Origin of the sequence: Bowmanella yangjiangensis, from assembly GCF_018531185.1 — a bacterium.
Taxonomy (GTDB): domain Bacteria; phylum Pseudomonadota; class Gammaproteobacteria; order Enterobacterales; family Alteromonadaceae; genus Bowmanella; species Bowmanella yangjiangensis.
In genome coordinates, this window is sequence record NZ_JAHDJU010000004.1 from 30,113 (window position 1) to 52,024 (window position 21,912).

The 21,912-nt window shown below is 48.9% G+C and carries 22 protein-coding genes; 17 read left to right on the top strand and 5 right to left on the bottom strand.

The annotated features are described in order from the left end of the window. Positions 1-4: 4 nt before the first annotated feature. Entirely contained in the window at positions 5-838 is an 834-nt protein-coding gene (gene glpG, locus KJY73_RS19660) for a rhomboid family intramembrane serine protease GlpG (RefSeq protein WP_214345364.1), read from the top strand. Positions 839-865: 27 nt separating this feature from the next. Here glpG and KJY73_RS19665 read toward each other — a convergent pair whose 3' ends face one another. Further along, positions 866-1,213 (bottom strand): flagellar basal body-associated protein FliL, encoded by a 348-nt coding sequence (locus KJY73_RS19665; protein ID WP_232848797.1) that lies wholly within the window; start codon positions 1,211-1,213, stop codon positions 866-868. A gap of 206 nt (positions 1,214-1,419) precedes the next feature. On the opposite strand from KJY73_RS19665, the gene KJY73_RS19670 reads away from it, so the two are divergent. Further along, positions 1,420-1,977, top strand: coding sequence for a chorismate--pyruvate lyase family protein (locus KJY73_RS19670; protein WP_214345365.1), 558 nt, complete (start codon positions 1,420-1,422; stop codon positions 1,975-1,977). 46 nt (positions 1,978-2,023) lie between these two features. After that, positions 2,024-2,839 carry a 4-hydroxybenzoate octaprenyltransferase gene (gene ubiA / locus KJY73_RS19675; RefSeq protein ID WP_232848788.1) on the top strand — a complete coding sequence of 272 codons (816 nt, stop codon included), beginning with the start codon at positions 2,024-2,026 and terminating at the stop codon, positions 2,837-2,839. Here ubiA and plsB read toward each other — a convergent pair. Further along, complete coding sequence (gene plsB / locus KJY73_RS19680; RefSeq protein WP_214345367.1) at positions 2,828-5,278, bottom strand: glycerol-3-phosphate 1-O-acyltransferase PlsB; 2,451 nt, start codon at positions 5,276-5,278, stop codon at positions 2,828-2,830. The two genes, ubiA and plsB, sit on opposite strands and share 12 nt — an antisense overlap. Positions 5,279-5,453: 175 nt before the next feature. Between plsB and lexA the strand changes: the two genes are divergently transcribed. The 6 genes from lexA (at position 5,454) to KJY73_RS19710 (ending at position 11,334) form a co-directional block, all read left to right on the top strand. Continuing rightward, positions 5,454-6,080 (top strand): transcriptional repressor LexA, encoded by a 627-nt coding sequence (gene lexA, locus KJY73_RS19685; RefSeq protein ID WP_206592958.1) that lies wholly within the window; start codon positions 5,454-5,456, stop codon positions 6,078-6,080. Between the two features lie 170 nt (positions 6,081-6,250). Then, the gene (gene tnpA, locus KJY73_RS19690) at positions 6,251-6,694 is read left to right on the top strand and encodes an IS200/IS605 family transposase (RefSeq protein ID WP_214345368.1); all 444 of its coding nucleotides are present in this window, start codon (positions 6,251-6,253) and stop codon (positions 6,692-6,694) included. 478 nt (positions 6,695-7,172) lie between these two features. After that, complete coding sequence (coxB, locus tag KJY73_RS19695) at positions 7,173-8,279, top strand: cytochrome c oxidase subunit II (protein ID WP_214345503.1); 1,107 nt, start codon at positions 7,173-7,175, stop codon at positions 8,277-8,279. Positions 8,280-8,289: 10 nt separating this feature from the next. Beyond that, on the top strand, positions 8,290-9,879 hold the full coding sequence (ctaD, locus tag KJY73_RS19700) for a cytochrome c oxidase subunit I (RefSeq protein ID WP_214345369.1): 1,590 nt from the start codon (positions 8,290-8,292) through the stop codon (positions 9,877-9,879). A 3-nt stretch (positions 9,880-9,882) separates the two neighbouring features. Continuing rightward, entirely contained in the window at positions 9,883-10,440 is a 558-nt protein-coding gene (locus KJY73_RS19705; RefSeq protein ID WP_214345370.1) for a cytochrome c oxidase assembly protein, read from the top strand. 12 nt (positions 10,441-10,452) lie between these two features. Then, positions 10,453-11,334, top strand: coding sequence for a cytochrome c oxidase subunit 3 (locus KJY73_RS19710; RefSeq protein WP_214345371.1), 882 nt, complete (start codon positions 10,453-10,455; stop codon positions 11,332-11,334). Between the two features lie 35 nt (positions 11,335-11,369). Here the strand turns inward: KJY73_RS19710 and KJY73_RS19715 are convergent, their stop codons facing one another. Then, positions 11,370-11,573: a DUF2909 domain-containing protein gene (locus KJY73_RS19715; RefSeq protein WP_332874239.1), complete on the bottom strand. Its 204-nt coding sequence runs from the start codon at positions 11,571-11,573 to the stop codon at positions 11,370-11,372. 18 nt (positions 11,574-11,591) lie between these two features. Between KJY73_RS19715 and KJY73_RS19720 the strand changes: the two genes are divergently transcribed. The 6 genes from KJY73_RS19720 to KJY73_RS19745 all read left to right on the top strand — a co-directional run bounded on the left by KJY73_RS19720 (position 11,592) and on the right by KJY73_RS19745 (position 16,029). Beyond that, positions 11,592-12,317: an SURF1 family protein gene (locus KJY73_RS19720; protein ID WP_214345372.1), complete on the top strand. Its 726-nt coding sequence runs from the start codon at positions 11,592-11,594 to the stop codon at positions 12,315-12,317. Beyond that, entirely contained in the window at positions 12,295-12,846 is a 552-nt protein-coding gene (locus KJY73_RS19725) for a hypothetical protein (RefSeq protein ID WP_214345373.1), read from the top strand. The genes KJY73_RS19720 and KJY73_RS19725 overlap by 23 nt, the downstream gene beginning before the upstream one ends. A gap of 12 nt (positions 12,847-12,858) precedes the next feature. Continuing rightward, on the top strand, positions 12,859-13,836 hold the full coding sequence (locus tag KJY73_RS19730) for a COX15/CtaA family protein (RefSeq protein ID WP_206592964.1): 978 nt from the start codon (positions 12,859-12,861) through the stop codon (positions 13,834-13,836). Positions 13,837-13,845: 9 nt separating this feature from the next. After that, positions 13,846-14,757, top strand: a complete 912-nt coding sequence (gene cyoE, locus KJY73_RS19735; protein ID WP_214345374.1) for a heme o synthase — start codon at positions 13,846-13,848, stop codon at positions 14,755-14,757. Next, a complete protein-coding gene (locus KJY73_RS19740; RefSeq protein ID WP_214345375.1) occupies positions 14,754-15,386 on the top strand; it encodes an SCO family protein in 633 nt (210 codons plus the stop codon). The genes cyoE and KJY73_RS19740 overlap by 4 nt, the downstream gene beginning before the upstream one ends. Positions 15,387-15,480: 94 nt before the next feature. Further along, positions 15,481-16,029: a hypothetical protein gene (locus KJY73_RS19745; protein ID WP_214345376.1), complete on the top strand. Its 549-nt coding sequence runs from the start codon at positions 15,481-15,483 to the stop codon at positions 16,027-16,029. A gap of 62 nt (positions 16,030-16,091) precedes the next feature. On the opposite strand, the gene KJY73_RS19750 is transcribed toward KJY73_RS19745, so the two are convergent. Further along, a complete protein-coding gene (locus tag KJY73_RS19750; RefSeq protein WP_206592967.1) occupies positions 16,092-17,153 on the bottom strand; it encodes a polysaccharide deacetylase family protein in 1,062 nt (353 codons plus the stop codon). A 64-nt stretch (positions 17,154-17,217) separates the two neighbouring features. Here KJY73_RS19750 and KJY73_RS19755 point away from each other — a divergent pair, with 64 nt between their 5' ends. Further along, positions 17,218-18,528 (top strand): MATE family efflux transporter, encoded by a 1,311-nt coding sequence (locus KJY73_RS19755; protein ID WP_232848789.1) that lies wholly within the window; start codon positions 17,218-17,220, stop codon positions 18,526-18,528. A gap of 44 nt (positions 18,529-18,572) precedes the next feature. Here KJY73_RS19755 and nfuA read toward each other — a convergent pair whose 3' ends face one another. Further along, a complete protein-coding gene (nfuA, locus tag KJY73_RS19760; protein WP_214345377.1) occupies positions 18,573-19,148 on the bottom strand; it encodes a Fe-S biogenesis protein NfuA in 576 nt (191 codons plus the stop codon). Between the two features lie 204 nt (positions 19,149-19,352). Between nfuA and KJY73_RS19765 the strand changes: the two genes are divergently transcribed. Then, entirely contained in the window at positions 19,353-21,911 is a 2,559-nt protein-coding gene (locus KJY73_RS19765; protein WP_232848790.1) for a M14 metallopeptidase family protein, read from the top strand. Position 21,912: the final 1 nt, after the last annotated feature.

Consider the following 21,912-nt stretch of genomic DNA (forward strand, 5'->3'; position numbering starts at 1 on the left):
CCGCTTGCAACTGATCGCCTTCAGCCAGGAAGCGCCAGCACAGTTGCTGGCGAACTACCTGAATCAGCAGGGTATTGCGGTGCATTACCGTCATACCGACGAAGAGCATCCGCATAGCCTGGTGTTAGTCGATGAAAGTCAATGGGAGGCGGCCAGGCTCATCACCCAGGACTTTATTCGTGACCCGCGTCAGGCCAAATACCAGCAGGCCGCCTGGCAGCAGGGCGAGGCCGTGCAGCTGCAGCCAGTGGCACGGCAAATGTCACCGCAATTGCAGATGCTGTTGAAAAGTCCGGTAACCATACTGGTATTGGTGGCGTGCTTGCTTGTCTATCTGGGCAGCTTGATGGGCTGGTTTGGGCCAATACAATACTGGCTGTCCTTTCAATCCCCTGCGTTGCTAAGTGAAAACCATCAGTGGTGGCGGTTACTTGGGCCGGCGTTTTTGCATTTCTCCACCATGCATATTGTGTTTAACCTGCTGTGGTGGGCGATGCTGGGTAGTCAGATTGAGAGCAAATTCGGCAGTGTAAATCTGCTGTTGATTTTTGTGCTCACGGCGTTGTTATCTAATTACGCACAATTTCTGCACACCGGCCCAAGTTTTGGTGGCTTGTCCGGGGTAGTCTACGGTGTTATGGGTTTTGTTTGGTGGTGTGGATGGCTGCGACCTCAGTGGGGGCTGAGTTTGTCCAAACCCTTAGTGGGATTTATCTTGTTCTGGCTGGTGCTGGGCTATGCCGATTTGCTGTGGGTAAGTGTTGCCAATACGGCACATACTGTTGGGCTGGTGAGTGGCTGCTTATTGGCTTTAGGCTATTCAAAAATCAGACGCTAGGCTTGCCGAGCAAGCCTGCGTATTCACTTAACCCTGATAAAGATACTTAGTGAATATAACGTCCTTGATCATTTCTGAGCCAGTTTCCTGTTTCATTAGCTGACGTAGTTTTTGCAAGCAATCCCGGCGAATTTCTTCCCTACCGGTCAGCGACTTCACTTTTTCTTCTGGCTGGCGACCAAAAATATCGATAGTGGTGGCCCTTAACAGAGGGGCGTGATGCTCGGCGGCTTCAAGAAATGACGCGTCTTCCAACATTAATTCAACAGTTACCCGTACATAGCCTAGATTGCGGCTGCTATTGCTCACGTAGTTGGTGACGATATCCGGCTCCAGGCCGAAATAGGCGTAAGCAGCATGAGACTTCGGTGCCATTATCAAAAGCGGCACAATAATCAGCAATGCATAACATCTTTTGAACATAAGTAGTTGCTTCCAGCGAGTCTCTAGTTGTTTGTATTTTATCAGTAAAATCTTGCTAATCGACAGCCTGACACAGGTATTTTCTGAGACCGGCAGATTTGCCGCTGTCTAAGCGCACAGGTATCATGGTTTCTTTATCGTCTTATCTGCAACGCATCTTGAATTTATCCACCCATTTTCCTTTTACACTGGATACGCGCTGGGAACAGCCGGACACTTTGTCTATACCTGATTTTCATTTGAAAAATTGGTTATTGGACACCAGCTCGCTGACGGAGCGTTTACAAAGTCATTGCAGACAGTTCAGGGTACAACTGCTTGGTCAAGCGGTGGCTCCATTACTGGCCAATGAGAAGTGCCAGATGCAGGGCGTGCCTTGTGAAGTCAGAGAAGTGTTGCTCTGTGCTGAAGATCAGCCTTGGGTATTTGCGCGCTCGCTGCTGCCCGTTTCTTTGGTTCTGGAGGGGATGCAGGAGTTAGCGCACTTGGGGGAGCAATCATTGGGCAAAGTCCTGTTCAACCGAAGTGATTGTGTGCGAGAACCTTTTGAAATAACGCGCATTCCGGTTGGACATAATTTGCTTCAAATGTTGCAACTAGACAGTCGCCATGACCTATGGGGGCGACGCTCACGCTTTCGCTATCGCCACTGGCATATGATGGTGGCGGAAATTTTCCTGCCGGGCAGTCCGGCCTATAAACAGTTTGGAGGCTAGGGTGCTGAGTCAGGACAAATTAGGCGCCTATGCGAGGCTAGCCCGCATGGATAAACCCATCGGTACCTATTTGTTGTTGTGGCCCACCTGGTGGGCACTTTGGATGTCGGTGCAGGGCACACCCGATTGGTCTTTGTTGATTATTTTCAGCCTGGGCGTGTTTTTAATGCGCTCGGCAGGATGTGTCATTAATGACTATGCTGACCGTCATGTTGATGGGGAAGTGAAACGCACCGCACAACGCCCCCTGGTCAGTGGTCAACTCAGTGAGAAAGAAGCTTTGGGCTTTTTTGCCCTGCTAGTTTCGATGTCATTTTTGCTGGTTTTACTATTGAACTGGCAGACTATCCTGCTGTCGTTTGCGGCGTTAGCATTGGCTGCCAGCTATCCCTTTATGAAGCGTTATACTAATCTGCCGCAATTTGTTTTGGGGGCCGCATTTAGCTGGGCTATCCCCATGGCCTTTATGGCCAGTCTTGAAACCTTGCCTTGGTGGTGCTGGTGGCTGTTTGTGGCCAACCTGCTGTGGACGGTGGCGTACGATACCATGTACGCCATGGTGGATAGGGATGATGACTTGCGTATTGGGGTAAAGTCGACCGCCATTTTGTTCGGACGCCATGACAAGCTGATTATCGGCTTATTGCAGTTGGCTACACTGGCTATTCTTGCCTGGCTTGGTGATTACCTGTCACTTGGTATTTGGTACTTTGCTGGGTGGGTAGTCGCGCTGCTGTTGTCCGGCTACCAACAATGGTTGATAGCCGGACGCGAGCGAGATGCGTGTTTTCGTGCCTTTTTGAACAATCACTATGTGGGGATGGCACTGACCCTGGGATTAATTCTGGATTTAAGTTTCTAAATGGTGCAACTGGTGTAAGGTTTGCACTATGCCTGAACTAACCAGTGACAAAACCAGCTCTTTGAGCGCAGCACTTTGCGCAGTATGTTGCAGGCCACCTTCTTCACTGGCTTTGACCAAGCCGTTATCTTTCAACGCGTTGACGAAACTGGCAAATACACCTTTGTCGTAAAATTCAGGCGCATGGATTCCGTTGACCGCACTCAGGTGCTCGGCCAGATCCCGGCTTTGCTTTTCCAGGCTGGCACGCGCGATAGACTGCTCTTTTTCAAGTAGAGTCAGCACTATGGCATAGCGTTGCAGTGTTTGCTGCAGTGTTTGATTGAGGATGTTCAATGTCACATAAGCTGCACTGGTGCGAACTGGCTGCATATAGTTGCCATCCTGTTCTACGACTAACCCTATTGATACCATCTGACTTAAAAGCTGGCGAGAATAGACTAATGCTTCGTCCTGGGACATGTGCATAAACAGCTCGCGTTTCAGCATGGGATAAATAGCCTTGATATAGGCCTCCAGACGAGCCGCTGTTGTGGAATGTTCCGAGAGGATGGCGGCTGCAATCAGGCCGGGCAGGGCAAATAAGTGGAGTATATTGTTACGGTAGTAAGTTTGGGTAATAGCGCGGTAGCTATCCAGCGAAATCACCTTACCAAAGGTATCTTCCTGAATTGTAAATTTCTTCAAGGCCAGCGTTTGCGCTAACAGCTGGCTGCCACTTAACTCCGGAATATTACTCTGTGCGCTGTAGGGGGCTTTTCTCAGCATGGTGAGTAACAGCTCCAGACTATCAATAAGATCCTTTTCTGCCATGGCATGATTATCGGCTGCGAGCAACGTCATAGAGCATAGGGCCATGCCGTTTAGGGCAGCGGCCTGGTTGATACGACACATTACTTGGTTGGCCAAATGGTTAACTGTGGGGGTTAGCCAGCTGGGTTTTCGCTCTGGATCTGATTGTGCGTCCTGACGCCAATCCGGTACACGTTTGTCCAGATAATTGTTCAGTTGGATAGGCTCACCAAAACTGAGGAAACCATGCCCATAGTTTTTTAGCTTCTTGATGGCTGTAAATACCTGACCAAAAGATTCTTTCTGTTTGTTGCTGCCTTTCAGCTCGCTCAGGTAGCTACCCAACTCCATGACATTCTCATAGCCAAGATAGACAGGTACCAGACTCACTGGGCGTTTAACGCCTTTGAGCAGGGCTTGCAGAGTCATGGCCAGCATGCCGGTTTTTGGTGTAAGCAAACGGCCGGTGCGACTGCGCCCGCCTTCCGGGTAATATTTGACCGGAACACCCCGGTTAAACAAGAACTCAAGATATTCACGAAAGACCGCGGTGTAGAGCTTGTTTCCGGCAAAACTGCGGCGCAGGAAGAAGGCGCCCGCACGACGGAATATCCCCCCAACCGGCCAGAAGTTCAGATTGATGCCGGCTGCAATATGGGGTGTGGCTAGACCCTCATGGTAGATAACATAGGTAAGCAGCAGGTAGTCCATATGGCTGCGGTGACAGGGCACATAGATAATTTCGTGGCCGTTTTGCGCCAGCTCGCGGATACGTGCCGCGTTATGTACTTCGATACCGTTATAAATTTTGTTCCAGACTCGGGTGAGCAGGCGATCGCCCAGACGGATGGTACCCTCACGGTAGTCAGCGGCAATTTCTTTCAGATACTTTTCGGCTTGCTGTTTGGCTTGCTCGGCACTGATCTTCTTACTTTGTTGTTCTTCAGCGATGGCTTCTTTAACGGCACTGGCACCCAGAATCGCATAGTTCAATTGCTGGCGATCTATGCTTTGAGGCCCCGTCATGGATTGAATTCGGCGATGGAAGTGAGTACGGGCAACGCGAGTTAACTTATGCGCGATAATTTCGTCGGTGCCTTTCTCCTGAGCCATACGTTGGGACGATACCGCTCGACTGAAATACACAAAGTTGTCACGGCCGAGAAATAACACAATGAACAATTTACGCAACCAGCTTGGGGAGGCTCTATCTGCTAACAAGTCAGCCCAGCCTGGCTTGGATTTTTCCGGAGCACGACCCCAGAAAATAGAAGCTGGCACAATTTGTACATCCAGCTCGGGGTTATCCCGCTGCATTTTTAGTATGTCAACAAAGTGCTGGGCGATTTTAATACTCTGTATCTTACGGCTAATTAACCCTTGTGGCTCTTCCAGACAAAGGTGCGCATGGAAGGGCTTGCCATCCAGGAATACTGGCTGCAGAGGATCTGGAAGTCCGCTTTGTTCGGTGGCTTTTTGCAGTGCAATCAAGTCGGTGGCTGAGTGCGTATGCAGCAGATAAATGATGGGCTTATCCCGATTGATACCCAGCTCTTGATGAATATCAGCTGGAATGCTTTTGGTTTTGACCAGTAAGCGGGTTGGGTATTTAAACAGGCTCAGCAGCAACTTGTGCAACCAGAACATCGTGACGGATCCTCAGCTAAAAGTGCGCGAAGCATAGCATTTTCGTGCCTGATTGTCCTTTTCCCGGGCGCTGTTGGTGACAATCTTGCGTTCACATGGGCAAAAGGCTCATGGGAGTTGCTATCCTTGTGTAACTGGATATACTGACAGTAAAACTGTATGGAAAAACAGGCTTATGCGTCCATTAACTCCCAGGCAGGAAGAAGTTCTGCAACTGATAAAAGACACCATGGCTCACACTGGCATGCCACCCACCCGGGCGGAAATTGCCAAACAGCTGGGGTTTCGTTCAGCCAATGCGGCTGAAGAACATCTTAAAGCCTTGTCGCGCAAAGGGGTTATAGACATCCTGCCAGGCACATCCCGAGGCATAAAGCTGAATATTCCATTGGATGCTCAGGAACTGGATGAAGGGCTGCCGTTAATTGGGCGGGTTGCCGCTGGCGAGCCTATACTGGCGCAGCAGCATGTGGAAACTCACTACAAGGTGGATCCTGATCTGTTTAAACCTAAGGCGGATTTTCTGCTTAGGGTTAACGGCATGAGTATGAAAGATATCGGCATTATGGATGGTGATTTATTGGCGGTGCACCGAACCTTGGATGTACATAACGGCCAGGTTGTGGTGGCCAGGGTTGATGATGAGGTGACAGTGAAACGTATTGAGCGGCGAGGTCGTAGCGAAATACTGTTGCATGCAGAAAACGAGGAATTCGCACCGATCAAAGTTGATTTGGCCACTCAGCCTTTTTCTATTGAAGGTATAGCCGTGGGTGTGATTCGCAACAGTGACTGGATGTAAGTCAAAAAACACCGACTTCCTCACAACCCGGCAATCGCCGGGTTTTTTATTGTCAGTCTTAAACCACCTCCTATGGAGGTGGTGATCGTCCAGTCGGGGCTGTGCCCGTAGAGTGCTCATGCTAGATACTGACTTTTGTTTGTTACCAGCAAATAAAAGGAGTAAATAGCATGAGCCGATATGAATCCGCCTCACACGTATTCTATCGTTGTCAGTATCACATCGTGTGGACGCCGAAGTATAGATACAAGATTTTGAAAGGTCAGGTAGGCAAAGAGCTTTACCGAAGTATCTATGTCTTTTGCAGCATGAAAAAGTGTGTGGTGGTTGAACTGAATTTTCAAGTTGACCATGTTCACTTGGCGGTGAGAACGCCACCGAGTTTAAGCGTGTCAGAGTTGATGGGGACATTAAAAGGTCGAACAGCCATCAGATTGTTCAACAAATTCCCTTATCTGCGGAAGAAGAAATTGTGGGGAAACCATTTTTGGCAAAGAGGATACTTTGTCGATTCGGTAGGTGCTAACGAAGACATCATTCGCCGTTATGTGAAGTATCAGGATAAACAAGCCAAAGAGGAAGAGGAGCGTCAACAGCACTTAGCACTTTCTTGAGTAGAAAGGCACCCTTCTAGGGTGCCCTTAAGCAAAGCCACCTGCTATGCAGGTGGATTTTTACATCCAAAGATGCTGCGAAACCGGAGGTCAGAGCGCTGCGATATCCAATGGTGGTTCAGTTACTTTTGTAGATTTATTTAACTATTTACCATTCCTTCCTGCTAAACGCCTATTGGCAGGCAGACAAGCTACTAATACCGCCTCATCTTATAAAAATTTCCAGAAATTAACGAGTTAGCTTTTACCCCTGAAGCTGCCACCTTTGTTTAAAAAATAACCGCTTGACCGTTAATTAGTCAGAAATCACTGGACGGGAAGTAACCAGTTGGGTAATTCTTGTACTGCCTTTAACAAAAAAATAACAATAGGGTGTCATTTTATATCCAGCGACACCTTTTTGTTCCGACAGTTTGCTGGCGGAATTTTTACGTTTTGACAGAGGAGACGTCACGTGGCCAGAGGTTTGTTGACCGCAATGCTTGCGACCTTGCTGAGTGTCGGCGCTATGGCGCAGCCCTCCCAGCTAAATTTGCGCAAAGGGGTTACCGATATCAGTTCGCAGGTCTACGACCTGCATATGACCATTTTCTATATTTGCGTTGTGATTGGCATTGTGGTGTTTGGTGCCATGTTTATTGCGCTGATTTTTCACCGCAAATCCCGTGGGGTGAAGCCAGCTAATTTCCACGAAAGTGTAAAGGTGGAAGTGGCGTGGACCGTGGTGCCTTTTCTAATTCTTATCGCTATCGCAGTACCCGCAGCGAATACTCTGATTGCTATGGAAGACACCAGCAAAGCCGACGTGACAGTGTTGGTAACCGGGTCACAATGGAAGTGGCACTACAAGTACATGGAAAACGACGTTGAGTATTACTCTGTGTTGGCCACTCAGCCCGAGCAAATTCGTAACAAATTCAATAAAGGTGAAAACTACCTCCTTGAAGTAGATAAACCATTGGTGATCCCTACCGACAAAAAAGTACGTTTTTTGGTGACCTCCGATGATGTTATTCATTCCTGGTGGGTACCAGATTTTGCGGTGAAAAAAGACGCTAACCCCGGCTTTATTAACGAAGCCTGGACCAGGGTTAATCAACCTGGCATCTATCGTGGTCAGTGCGCGGAACTGTGCGGTAAAGATCACGGTTTTATGCCGGTCGTGGTTGTCGCCAAAGCCCCTGCTGAGTATGACGCCTGGATTGCTGAGCAGGAAGCAATTCAGCGTAAAGCCAAAGAGGAAGAGCAGAAACTCTTGGCCATGAATATGGACATGACAGAGTTGATGGATCTTGGTGGAAAGGTTTACCAAAGCAGCTGCGCTGCCTGTCATATGCCCAACGGCGAAGGTTTACCTGGTGTGTTTCCTGGCTTGAAAGGCAGCCCTATTGCGTTAGGTGATATGACGAAACACATTGATGTTGTGGTGCATGGGGTTTCAGGTACTGCTATGCAATCTTTTGGCAAGCAATTAAGTCTGAAGGAACTGGCTGCTGTTATTACCTTTGAGCGCAACGCATGGGGCAATAACACAGGTGATACTGTGCAAGCCAAAGACGTTAACGCTGTCCTGACAGGCAAATAGGAGAATTATGATGAGCACTGCAGCAGAACACCTGCATCACGACGAACATCATGACCATAAGCCATCCGGTATCAAGCGTTGGCTATATACGACTAACCATAAAGACATAGGCACCCTGTACCTGTGGTTTGCCTTTATCATGTTCCTGATTGGCGGCGCCATGGCTATGGTGATCCGCGCCGAGCTGTTCCAACCCGGTTTGCAGTTGGTGGACCCCAACTTTTTCAATCAAATGACCACAGTGCACGGCCTGATTATGGTCTTTGGTGCGGTTATGCCAGCGTTTACCGGTCTGGCCAACTGGATGGTGCCCTTGATGATAGGCGCACCGGATATGGCCCTGCCACGGATGAACAACTGGAGTTTCTGGATCCTGCCTTTTGCATTCCTGATCCTGTTGTCCTCCTTGTTTCTTGAAGGTGGTGGTCCCAACTTTGGTTGGACCTTCTACGCACCGCTGTCCACCACTTACAGCAATGACAGTACCGCGTTGTTTGTTTTCTCTGTGCATATTATGGGTGCCTCTTCAATCATGGGCGCCATTAACGTTATCGTGACCATCTTCAACATGCGCGCGCCGGGTATGACATGGATGAAGATGCCGCTGTTTGTGTGGACCTGGCTGATCACGGCTTTCTTGTTAATCGCGGTTATGCCGGTTTTGGCCGGTGCGGTAACCATGGTCTTGACAGATAAGTTCTTCGGTACCAGCTTCTTTAACGCTGCCGGTGGTGGTGACCCAGTGCTGTTCCAGCATATTTTCTGGTTCTTCGGTCACCCCGAGGTATACATCATGATTCTGCCGGCGTTTGGAATTATCTCGCAGATTGTGCCGACCTTCTCACGCAAGCCGCTGTTTGGTTATGCCTCCATGGTTTATGCCACTGCATCCATCGCGCTGCTGTCTTTCATCGTTTGGGCGCACCATATGTTTACCACCGGGATGCCGGTCGCTGCTGAACTGTTCTTTATGTTCGCCACTATGCTGATCTCCGTGCCGACCGGTGTAAAAGTCTTTAACTGGGTGGCCACCATGTGGCGAGGGGCGATAACGTTTGAGATCCCCATGCTGTTTGCCTTGGCCTTCATTGTGCTGTTTACCATAGGTGGTTTCTCTGGGCTGATGCTGGCGATTACGCCAGTCGACTTCCAGTACCATGATACCTATTTCGTGGTAGCGCATTTCCACTACGTCTTAGTTACTGGCGCGGTATTCTCGATCATGGCGGCGGTTTACTATTGGCTGCCTAAATGGTGCGGAAAAATGTACGACCTGGGGCTGGCAAAGTGGCATTTCTGGTGCTCGCTGATTTCGGTCAATGTGCTGTTTTTCCCCATGCACTTTGTAGGTTTGGCCGGGATGCCAAGACGTATTCCCGACTATGCCTTGCAGTTTGCTGATTTCAACAAGTGGATCAGTATCGGTGGCTTTGCCTTTGGTCTGTCACAGCTTATTTTCCTGGCTCTGTTGATCAAAGCCTGTCGTAAGCAAGGCGAGCCGGCTACCGACAGAGTGTGGGAAGGTGCGGAAGGCCTGGAGTGGGAGATACCCTCACCGGCGCCATACCACACCTTTGAGACTCCTCCAGTGGTGAAATAATTTATGGCGCAGACTCCTCCAAACAACAGTCGATTAGTTATTAAGCTGGTAGCTGTTGTGTTGGGCATGTTTGGTTTTGGTTTTGCACTGGTGCCTTTGTATGACGTTTTTTGTGACATCACAGGTATTAACGGCAAAACCAACCCTTTCGCTGCTACTTATGAAGTTCAGGACATAGACACCAGTCGCACTATAACGGTGGAGTTTATTACCCGGACTAATACTGGCATGCCCTGGGAGTTTGCAGCCCGTACCCGTCAAGTGCAAGTGCACCCTGGTGAATTAAAGACGGTGGAGTTCACCGTACATAACCCTACCGCCAAGAATATTATTGGGCAGGCTATACCCTCGGTTTCACCGGGGACGGCAGCCCTGTATTTAAACAAGACCGAGTGTTTTTGTTTCAATCAGCAGCCTTTGCTGGCGGGTGAATCGGCAGTTATGCCTATGCAGTTTTATGTCGACCCTCAGCTACCGGCTGATATTGAAATATTTACTCTGTCTTACACTTTTTACGATGTGACAGAAACCTCATCGACTGTGGCAATGAACCGCGGCTAAATGGAGAGCGAGATGTCAGAGCAACAATACGAAAAATACTATGTACCAGCACAGAGCCCCTGGCCCATTGTTGGTGCTGTGGCATTGTTTTTAATTGCTGTTGGGGCCGGTAACTTTGTTATTGAAACCACGAAAGGCAAGGATGGTTACGGTGGCTGGACTCTGCTGGCAGGGCTGGCAATCTTAGTCATTATGCTGGTGGGCTGGTTCCGGGATCAGATTGAAGAGTCTATGACCGGGATGCATTCCAATCAGTTGGGGCGTTCTTATCGTCAGGGCATGAGCTGGTTTATTTTTTCTGAAGTGATGTTTTTTGCCGCCTTCTTCGGTGCTTTGTTTTACGCCCGCATGATCGCCGTGCCTTGGTTGGGTGGTGCATCCAATAACGCTATGACCAATGAAGTGTTGTGGCCTGGTTTTGAAGCTATGTGGCCACTGGTTAAAACGCCGGATGGAACTACCACAGAAGCCATGGGCTGGTTTGGCCTGCCGTTAGCCAACACTGTTGTCTTATTGATATCGTCAGTTACTGCTCATTTTGCCCATGTTGCGCTGGAAGAAGGGAAGCGCAAGCAGTTAACACTGTTTCTGGGCGTGACTATCTTGTTAGGGCTTGGTTTCCTAGTCTTGCAAGTGGAAGAATATGTGCATGCCTATCGTGAAATGGGCTTAATGCTGACCTCTGGCGTATACGGTAACACCTTCTTCATGTTGACAGGTTTCCATGGTCTGCACGTTACGTTGGGAACGATACTGCTGATCATTATGTTCTTCAGGGTGCTTAAAGGGCATTTCAGTAAAGACAACCAGTTTGCTTTCCAGGCAGCTAGTTGGTATTGGCACTTTGTTGACGTGGTTTGGGTACTGCTATTTATCTTTGTCTACATTCTCTAACCCTGACCTAAGCGGCAGCCAGTGCTGCCGCTATATCAATAGGGGGGCGGATTGGGAGTAATCCAACCCATTGCTACGGCAATGATTAACAGCAGTATGATAATGAAAGAGGTGAGTACCCTGCGACCGATAAATTTGGTCATGGATTCGCTGCCGTTGTCTCCCTTTAGCATGATTTTCATGGCACGAAAGAGGTTGAAAACCATAAAGATCAGCAGGCAAATTATCAAAATCTTCAAAAACAACGTGCTTCTCCCATGCTGTTAAAGTTACGCGCTTTACCCTTTGTTGCTGGGTTACTCGCGCTGTTGGCTATTGTGATCATGTTGCGCCTAGGTTTTTGGCAGTTGGCTCGCGCTGAACAAAAACAACTTCGCACACAACAACTTGAACAAAGATTGGCATTGCAACCTCTATCTTTACAAGATATTAACAGACAGTCAGGCGATGTCGCAGACTTCCCCGTACAAATTATTGGCAAACTGGATGCTAAGCACATTCTGCTGTGGGACAACAGAGTGGTGAATGGCCAGGTGGGTTATGAAGTACTGGTGCCAATGACAACAGACTATGGAACTGTGTTGGTCAATCTAGGCTGGCTTAAAGCGCCCGTGCGCAGGGACCAATTACCTGAGTTGACGCTGCCCAAACATAGGCTGACCTTAGATGGCAAAGTTGTGGTCCCTGGCCACAACCCCATCAGTCGGGAGATGACGGAGAGTGGTTGGCCCAAAAGGATTCAGCAGCCACAAAGACATTATATTGAGTCATTGTTGCAGACCGAGTTGTTACCTTATCTGGTGCAAGTAGATGATACACAACAGTTCGGTTACCTGAATAACTGGCGGCCGGTAGTGATGCCTGCAGAAAAGCATGTGGCTTATGCAGTTCAGTGGTTTGGATTGGCGCTGGCTTGTTTGATTATTACCTTGGTGGCTATCGCAAAACAGAGGAAGAAGTATGGCAAATCCGTCTCACCGTAAAACTATGTTACTGGTTGCTACGGTTTTTATTTTACCCGTTTTGCTGGCAAAGCTAGCCCTGGAAATGGATTGGTTTAACAGAGCCTCTACCAATAAGGGAGTGTTGCTGGAGCCTATTCCAAATCTGTCCAGTCTGGATAGTCAGCATAAGTGGCGACTGCTTTATGTGTTGCCAGAACAGTGCGATGCAGCATGTGAAAACGCCTTAGTGGCTATCAATCAAGTTTGGGTTGCTTTGGGCCGGGAACAAGACAGGGCCGAACCCTTAGTTATTGTGATGGACAATAGTGACACTAAGCCCCGGCAGCATCTGGGGGAAATGCCTGGCGTCAGAACCATGGAAGCTAGTCAACAGAATGTTAATGAAGTGTTTAAAGATGTGCCGACTGATGGTATTTTTCTGGTAGATACTTTGGATAATGTGGTTTTACGTTATCCGCCACAAATAGAACAACAACAAGCCGTGCTGCATAGCCGGGATATATTGGCCGATCTGAGAAAACTGCTAAAGCTTTCCAGAATCGGATAAGGGAATGCGCTAATGAGAAAGTTAGTGCTGGCAGCCTTACTGCTGGCCTTTGTCGTCGTCATATTGGGGGCTTACACCCGTTTAACCGATGCTGGATTAGGCTGCCCGGACTGGCCTGGTTGCTACGGATTTTTGCATGTACCTATGCATGATGAACACGTCGAACAGGCTGAAGCCGCTTTCCCTGAGCGTCCCGTAGAGGCGCATAAAGCCTGGAATGAAATGATTCACCGCTATTTTGCCGGTGCATTGGGTTTAGTCATTCTGGCCATCTTCCTGTTCAGCTTAATCAAACGAGCACACCATCGTCCTCTCAAACTACCATTTTTGTTGGTTGGTCTGGTCTGTTTCCAGGCCATGTTGGGCATGTGGACGGTCACCATGAACCTGATGCCCTTGGTGGTGATGGGCCATCTGCTGGGGGGCTTTACCGTCCTGAGTTGTTTATTTTTGCTGCTGTTGCGCTTAACACCCTATCGTATTCCCGGTGGTGACCCGAGACTAAGGCAGATGGCAGGGTTTGCTTTGCTGGGCTTGTTAATTGTGATCGGCCAGATTGCGTTGGGTGGTTGGGTATCTGCCAACTACGCAGCTCTGGCTTGCACGGAGCTGCCGATTTGCGAAACAAACTGGCTACAGCGTTTGGATTTCCCTGGCGCGTATTCTGTAGTCGCCACAGATAACTATGAATTCGGTACTCATGATTACGATGAGCGTATGACCATGCATATTATGCACAGATTTGGCGCTTTGCTGACCTTTGTCTATTTGTGCTGGTTTGCCAGCCGCTTGTATAAGGCTGCTTCGTCAAGCCTGTTCCGTCAGCTCGCTGTGGTTTTAGTTTTGGTACTGGGGCTGCAAGTTGCATTAGGCGTAGGTAACGTGGTCTTTAGCTTACCCATAGCTATTGCGGTTGCTCATAATGCGGTGGGAGCCTGTTTGCTGTTGACCATGGTCATGATCAACTACACCCTGCTGCGAAAAACTTAGGAGGTCAAAATGGATAAGACTGTCGGTGCTAGCCAGCGTGACATTTACACCAAGGCAAGTTGGCGGGATTACTATGAAATGACCAAACCTAATGTGGTGCTATTGCTGCTGCTTACCGCGTTGGTTGGCATGTGTCTGTCACAACCTGGCTGGCTGGCCTGGCAGCCGTTACTCGCCGGGCTGTTTGGCATCGGTGCACTCTCCGCCTCGGCAGCCGTGATAAATCATGTGATGGACAGGCACATTGATGCGCAAATGGCGCGCACCTTCAATCGTCCGGTGCCAAAAGGCAAAGTCAGCCCCAAACAAGCGTTAATTTTTGCCTTTGTGCTCGCTTTGGTCGGCTATTTGGTATTGGAAGTCTGGGTGAATCGCCTAACCGCCTTGCTAACTTTGGCTAGCTTAGTGGGATATGCCGCCATTTATACTTTGTACCTAAAGCGTGCGACCCCGCAAAATATTGTTATCGGCGGATTAGCCGGAGCCGCGCCACCTCTGCTGGGATGGACTGCCATGACAGGGGAAGTTCACCCTCATGCCCTGTTGTTGGTGCTGATTATCTATACCTGGACGCCGCCGCATTTTTGGGCGCTGGCCATTCATCGGGAAAAAGATTATGCCCGGGCGCAGATCCCTATGCTGCCAGTCACGCATGGGGTGGAGTACACCAAGCTATCGGTACTTCTCTATACAGTTTTGCTTGGCATTGTATGTTTACTGCCTTACCTGGTAGGTATGACGGGCGTTATTTATTTGGCGGGCTCTAGTTTACTTAATGCCATTTTCCTGTATTACGCACTCAAACTTAAGTACGCCCCCACAGAAAATACTGCCATGCAGACTTTTAAGTTCTCCATAGTGCATTTGATGCTGTTATTCTTGCTGCTGTTGTTGGACCATTATTTTAAATTTGTTCTATGAAACAGAAAGTTGTTATAGCCCTGGGATTGTTGGTAGCCCTGGTCGGCGGCATCTATTTATCGTTGTCGCTAAAACCTTCAGGTATGCCAGAGCATGCCAGCTTGTATCCTCAGGCCAGGGAGGTGCCAGATTTTACGCTGCTGGATCAGCAAGGTCAGCGTTTCGGCAAGGAGAGACTAACGGGGCATTGGACCCTGGCATTTACCGGCTATACCTTTTGTCCAGATATCTGCCCAACTACATTAGCCGAATTAAAGCGTATCTATCCGCAATTAAAGGCGATTTCACCGGATATACAGGTATTGTTTTTATCCGTGGATCCTAATCGAGACACCCCGGAACGTCTTAACGAATATGTGAACTTCTTCGAGCCTGAATTTATTGCCGCTAGTGCTGAACATGCGGAGTTGTTTCCCTTCGTGCGCAGTCTGGGCATGATGTACGCTATTGCAGGCAGTACGGACACCCCGGACTATTTGGTCGATCACAGTGCATCAGTCACGGTGATTAATCCAAAAGCGCAGGTTGTCGGGCGATTCAAACCTGTGTTGGCCCCTGGGGCCATGGCAGTGGTGAACCCTGATCATATCTTGCAGGATATGCCACTAGTTATTGAGACCTATCGCTAAACATAATTTACAAAGCATTTAATCTAAGCGGACTGTTACTGATATCGTACGGTGTGTTTGACTATGCAACTAAAACCAAAAAGGACGTAATTGAATGAACTGCAAAACACCTGTTGTGATTGGAAGCCTGTTGTTGATGACAGTTGCCTGTGGCTCGACCGAAAAGGCCGCTGAAGCAGAAGCACCAACCAACACTGTTAACACGGGAAAAGTGATACTGATAGAAAACTCCATTCCCTATTCAGAGGATGCCTCCGTGCCAGATGCGGTCCGGGCTGAGTGTTCTGCCAATAGTGATTTTGCTGGATTTATCAAAACTTATGCCAGAAAACGTGGCTTCTCTCCTGTTTCCGGTGATGCTGCACCAGATGGCGCACTTACGCTTAAGGTACAGATCGATGATGTTTATGCGCCAGCAGGCGGTGCTTGGAGTGGCGCTAAATACGTTATTGCTAGTGGAACATTGTTGGATGGTGGAAAAGAGGTGGGCACCTTTAAAGTGAAACGAACAACTTCTGGCGGTGCGTTTGCTGCATTCAAAGGAACATGCTCTTTTGTTGGACGAAATGTCAAAGCTATGGCGAACGACATCAGCGTTTGGTTACAAAACCCTACAAAAAATGGGCGCTTAGGCGAGATGTAAGTAGCCCTGATTAATTGAGGAAGCTATAAGCGGAACTGTGCGCATAGCTTCCTTACGTTTTACTAATCTAGCCAACGTCCATCATTGGTGGGTACAAAGAACGGCTGTGAATGCCAGTAGTAGCGAGAAGGATCCTGCTTGCTTGGCGCGGTGCAATTAACTCTTGCGCGACCCGCGGAAAGGGGGGTTGGCATCGTTAGACTAAATACATCCTGCATTTCCCACACCGGCTGCAATTTTTTACCCTGAAAATAACAAGCCAACTGCGCAGGGCGGATGTCATTGGTATCAATTTTTGTGGTCCAGGTCGGCTGCAAATTATCCAGCGCCAGCTCCGGATCCAGTGGTGCGTATAAACTAGGCATGGCTAAGCTGCTGAGTTTAACTTTAAGGGTTTTTAGATTGGCGTAAACACCGGCGGCTGGGAAACGTGGCAGAGCGGTCATATCGCTAAAAGGTGCCACAGCGCCAGACTGTTGGCCCAGGCCAATAAATCCCAGATCTTTGACTAAAGCTTGTAAGTCGCTGTTGTATTCCCCATAGGGATAAGCCAGATAACGTAGGCTGTATCCTAACTCCTCCTGCAACTTGCTTTCAGCACTGAGTATTTCTTCTTTTAGGTTAGCCAGCCACTGCGCTTTACTCATATCACCACGGCTAAGCAAATGTTGATGATGATTGGTGTGATTGGCAAACCACACCCCGTCTTTCTGCATCTGCTTTACCTGTTTCCAGCTCAGTTGCTGGCTTTCGTTACCAATCAACGCGGGGTTGATGAATACCGTGTAGTTAAACCCGTGGCGCTGCAAAATCGGATGCGCGTTTTGAAGAATGTTGGTGTAGCCGTCGTCGAATGTGATGGCTACCGCGTTATCAGGGAGAGGCTGATGACGGCTCAACTTGTACAGCATGTCCTGTAGCGAGATAACATTGTGATTTTCCGCTAAGTACTGCATGTGCTCAGCAAACTGCTCGGGACTGACCGAGGTGGACGCCGGTGTTTCGGTGCTGACATGATGGTACTGAAGAATCACGCCATGGTGCTGCAGAGTAAGATCGGCGGCAATTCCCGTGCTGCTCCATAACAGCAAACATAGCAAGGCTGGTAATTTGGTGATAGGCATAAGACCATAGGCTCTGTTTTTTCTATCCGCCGAGCTTAACTTGTCTGCAGGAGTTTTTCAGCAATTGCTGGATCGTAAAGAAAACAGGCGAATTGCCTTTTTGTCCTTACCCATGATCCTGAGCAACATTACAAATCCGTTGTTAGGCATGGTGGATACAGCCATTGTTGGTCATCTGGGGGCAACCTATTACCTTGCTGGTACTGCGGTGGCAGGCATGGTGATTACCCAGATATATTGGTTGTGTGGCTTTTTACGTATGTCGGCTACCGGCCTAAGTGCACAAGCGCTCGGCGCAGCCAGGCGAGAAGAGGCAGCCAAAGCTTTCTATCAACTTTTACTCCCTGCGCTGCTTATTGGCCTGGTACTTATTCTGTGTGGCAGTGGCCTGCAATGGCTGGCTGTGCAGTTTGCCGATGCCGATTCACGCACCGCCGGGGTTATCGAAGACTATCTGCATGTCCGCATTTGGGGGGCGCCCGCAGCGCTGACGAACTTGTTGCTGATGGGCTGGCTGATAGGGCAGCAAGCTACCCGCACAGTGATGACCATACAGATTGTGGCTAATCTGCTTAACGCATTACTCAGTTATACCCTGGCTATGAAGTGGGGTATGGGGGTCTCCGGCGTGGCATTGGCGACAGTGATTGTTGAATACGGTATTTTTGCCAGTGCGTTGTTTGTGGTGCTAAAACGCATTGGTGGAGTGGTGCCTTGCTTAAGCTGGTTTAACCTGCAGGGTTATAAGCCCGTATTGGCCCTGAATCTGGACATTCTTCTGCGTAACTTGGCTCTTCAGCTAACCATGGCGTTTATGGTGTTTCAGGCTGCGCGACTGGATGCACAAAGTGTTGCACTCAATGCCTTGCTGATGCAGTTTTTTGTCATTTCCGCACTGGGGTTGGATGGTATTGCCTATGCGGTGGAAGCCTTAGTCGGTGAAGCGAAAGGCCGCAAGCAGCAAGACTTGCTAAACCTGCGGGTCTGCCGTGGACTGTTATGGTCAACGCTTTTGGCACTGCTTTATAGTGCCGGTTTCTTACTGTTTGATCAGTCTATATTGGCCCTATTAACCAACCTGCCAGAGCTGCTTGTGCTGGCAAATGATTACCGCCTGTATATTTGGCTGCTTCCCCTGATCGGACACTGGTGTTTTTTGTTGGATGGGGTGTTTATCGGCTTAACCCGCGGCACTGAAATGCGCAACAGTATGCTGTTTTGTGCATTGGCAGTGTTCTTGCCGGTCTGGTGGTTAACTTCCTATGCAGGTAATCACGCGTTATGGGTGGCTTTTCTGGCATTCCTGGCGGGCAGGGGAATTACACTAGGTGTGGCTTACTGGCGCTTGTGGCAGGCGCGGTTACTCTTAGTATGATCAAAAAGCCCGTCTAATTGACGGGCTTGCGTATACATACAGTCTTAGTAGTAAGAATGTTCACCAGCATGGTGCTCGGTGGCATCCATAACGCCTGTGAGCTCAGGAAACTGTGCAAGCATCTGTTTTTCAATGCCCTCTTTAAGCGTGACATCGACCATTGAACAACCATTACAACCGCCGCCAAATTGCAGGACAGCTTTGCCAGCGGGAGTGATTTCCAGTAACACGACTTTGCCGCCATGATTGGCCAATTGCGGATTGATTTCTGCATCAATCATATAGTTTACCCGCTCTATTAGCGGCGCATCATCAGCAACCCTACGCGTTTTGGCATTGGGTGCTTTGAGGGTAAGCTGAGAACCCATTTGGTCGGTGACAAAGTCAATTTCCGCTTCTTCCAGAAAAGGTGCGCTGTCTTTGTCTACAACCGCATCAAAACCATCAAACTCCAGACAGATATCTGAGGCTTCCACGGCATCGGGTGGACAATAAGACACACCACACTCCGCTGTGGGCGTACCGGGATTGACGACAAACACTCTGATATTGGTATCTGGCTCTTGTTTATCCAAAAGCTTGCGAAAATGTGCCTGTGCGGCTTCGGAAATGCGGATCATCTGGTTGTCTCAACTGCCAACATGGGGGCTATGATAGCAAAATTACTTGAGTAAAACACTCGGGTAATAAAATTCTTTGCGTGTCACTGAATCTCGCGTTGCTCCTGCGACCAGTGACGCGGTATTTGCCGTAACTTAACTGGCAAGCCAGCTTCTTAGCTGCTAGTTTGGTCTGAAAAGATTAGTTAAATCAAGGGGCTAAATATGAATAAAATAACAAGAATCGGCCTGGGGATGGTGTGGCTGTTGACTGCACCATTGTGTTTGGCGCAGGTGTCCAGTGATCTCGATTACCTACCCAATGACATTCAATACGATGCCAATGTGCCAACGCCTGAATCTGTGCTTGGTTATCCTGTGGGTACCTGGCACGTACGACATGATCAGATCGTTCAATATCTGTATAAATTGGCAGAAAGCTCTCCCAGAGTGAGTATTGAAGAAATTGGTCGTTCCCATGAACACAGACCCATTTTATTACTGACTTTTAGTTCAGAACAAAATCACAAAAACCTGCCTTCGCTTCGTCAATCACATCTGGCAGCCTTAAATGGCAATAAGCAAACAGCATCGCCTCTGGTGCTGTGGATGGGCTATAGCGTGCATGGCAATGAACCCTCTGGGGCAAATGCCGGATTGCTGGTGGCCTATTATCTGGCCGCGGCACAAGGGCCCAAAATTGAAAAGTTACTTAACGAAACAGTGATTCTGCTTGAGCCTGCTTTGAATCCGGATGGTCTGTCCCGGTTTGCCCAATGGGCGAATATGCACAAAGGCCTGAATCTTGTCTCAGATCCTAATCACCGTGAGCATCGGGAAGGTTGGCCCAGTGGCCGTACCAACCACTATTGGTTTGATTTGAATCGTGACTGGCTGCTGCTGACCCATCCAGAGTCCCGTGCCAGGATCAGTAAGTTTCATGAATGGCGGCCTCATGTTCTGACCGATTTTCATGAAATGGGCACTAACAGTACCTTCTTCTTTCAGCCGGGCATTCCAACCCGCAAGAATCCTTGGACGCCCGATGAGAATCTTGAGTTGACGCATGATTTAGGTAAATTTCATGCCTCCGCGTTAGACGCAGCAGGCCAGCTGTACTATACGCAGGAAGATTTTGATGATTTTTATTACGGTAAAGGCTCTACCTATCCCGATTCGATGGGCAGCGTAGGTATTTTGTTTGAACAGGCCAGTAGCCGTGGTCATTTGCAAGACTCTGTGCATGGGCCATTGTCTTTTCATGCCACCATTCAAAATCAGGTCACCACCTCAATGTCGACGTTTGAAGGTGCCTTGGCTAACGCCCAGCAATTGAAGCGCTTTCAACAAGGTTTTGCGGCCCAGACAGAAAAGCTTGCATCCAAAGACAAGCTCTCAGGCTATTTACTGACGGAAGAAAAAGATAAAAGTCGCTTTAAAGCGCTTTTGGCGATTTTGAAACAGCACCATATCCGCATGCATGGGCTAAGCAAAGATATGGAACTAGAGGGGCGCAGTTATGCCAGTGACAACACCGTGTTCGTTCCATTGGAGCAACCACAATACCGCTTGATTAAATCAATTTTCTCAACCAGAACCAGTTTTAATGACAACACCTTCTACGATGTTTCCAACTGGAACCTGCCTCTGGCTTTTGACATTGATTTCAAAGAAGTAGAGAAGGGCGCTTGGCGTAAGCTACCACTGAGTGACAGTTTGCCGAGTTTGGTCACAGAGGCGTCCGATCTGGCTGATGGTGCTTACGCTTATGCTTTCTCCTGGCAAGATTCCAATGCGCCCAAGTTGCTGCAGTCTTTACTTGCTGCTGGTATCAAAGTGAAGGTCGCCGGAGGCGCCTTTACTGCAACGACTAATCATGGCGATATTGCTTTTGAGGCGGGTAGCGTGATTATCCCCCGGGCCCTGGCCCAACCAGAAGGCTGGCGCGCGACTATAGATAAGGCAAGTCGTGCTGCCGGTATTAAAGTGTGGTCGGTAACCTCTGGGCTGACAGCGCAAGGCAGTGATTTAGGAAGTCGTCATATGGCCATGGTTACTGCCCCGAAAGTGTTGTTAGTGGGCGGGGAAGGCACATCCCAATATGAAGTGGGTGAAGTTTGGCATTATCTTGATCAGCATGTTGGATTACCAGCCTCTATCATTGAACTGGATCGCTTGAACAACCTTACTCTCGCTGACTACAGCCATATTGTTATGGTTGACGGTAATTATCGTAATCTCGATGAGAAGCTGGTGGATAAGTTGGCAGGTTGGATCAAGCAAGGCGGCGTCTTTATCGCACAAAAGAACGCGGCCAAGCTGGCTGCAAAACAGGAATGGCTGCAAGCCAGTTTTGCCTCTGACAAAGAAATTCAGGATGCTTTTGATACCAAGACATTAAGCTTTGCTGACCAGGAGGCTTTGCAAGGTAAGCAGCGGATAGCCGGTGCGGTATTTGCCGGTCAGGTTGATTTGAGCCATCCATTGGCATTTGGCTACTCCGACGCCGATGTCGCCTTCTTGCGCAATACCAATATGGTGATGCAAGCAGCCGACAAGCCGTTTATTACTGTATCCAAGTACAAAAACAAAGCCTTACAGGCAGGTTACGCCAGCGAAGAAATGCAAAAATTATTATCGGGTAGCACCAATCTGGTGGCGAATAAAATGGGTAAGGGCATGGTGATTGGTACAACGGATAACTTAACGTTCCGTGGTTATTGGTATGGCACCAGCCGTTTCCTGAGCAATGCCATTTACTTGTCCCCGTTGATGAGCAACTAGC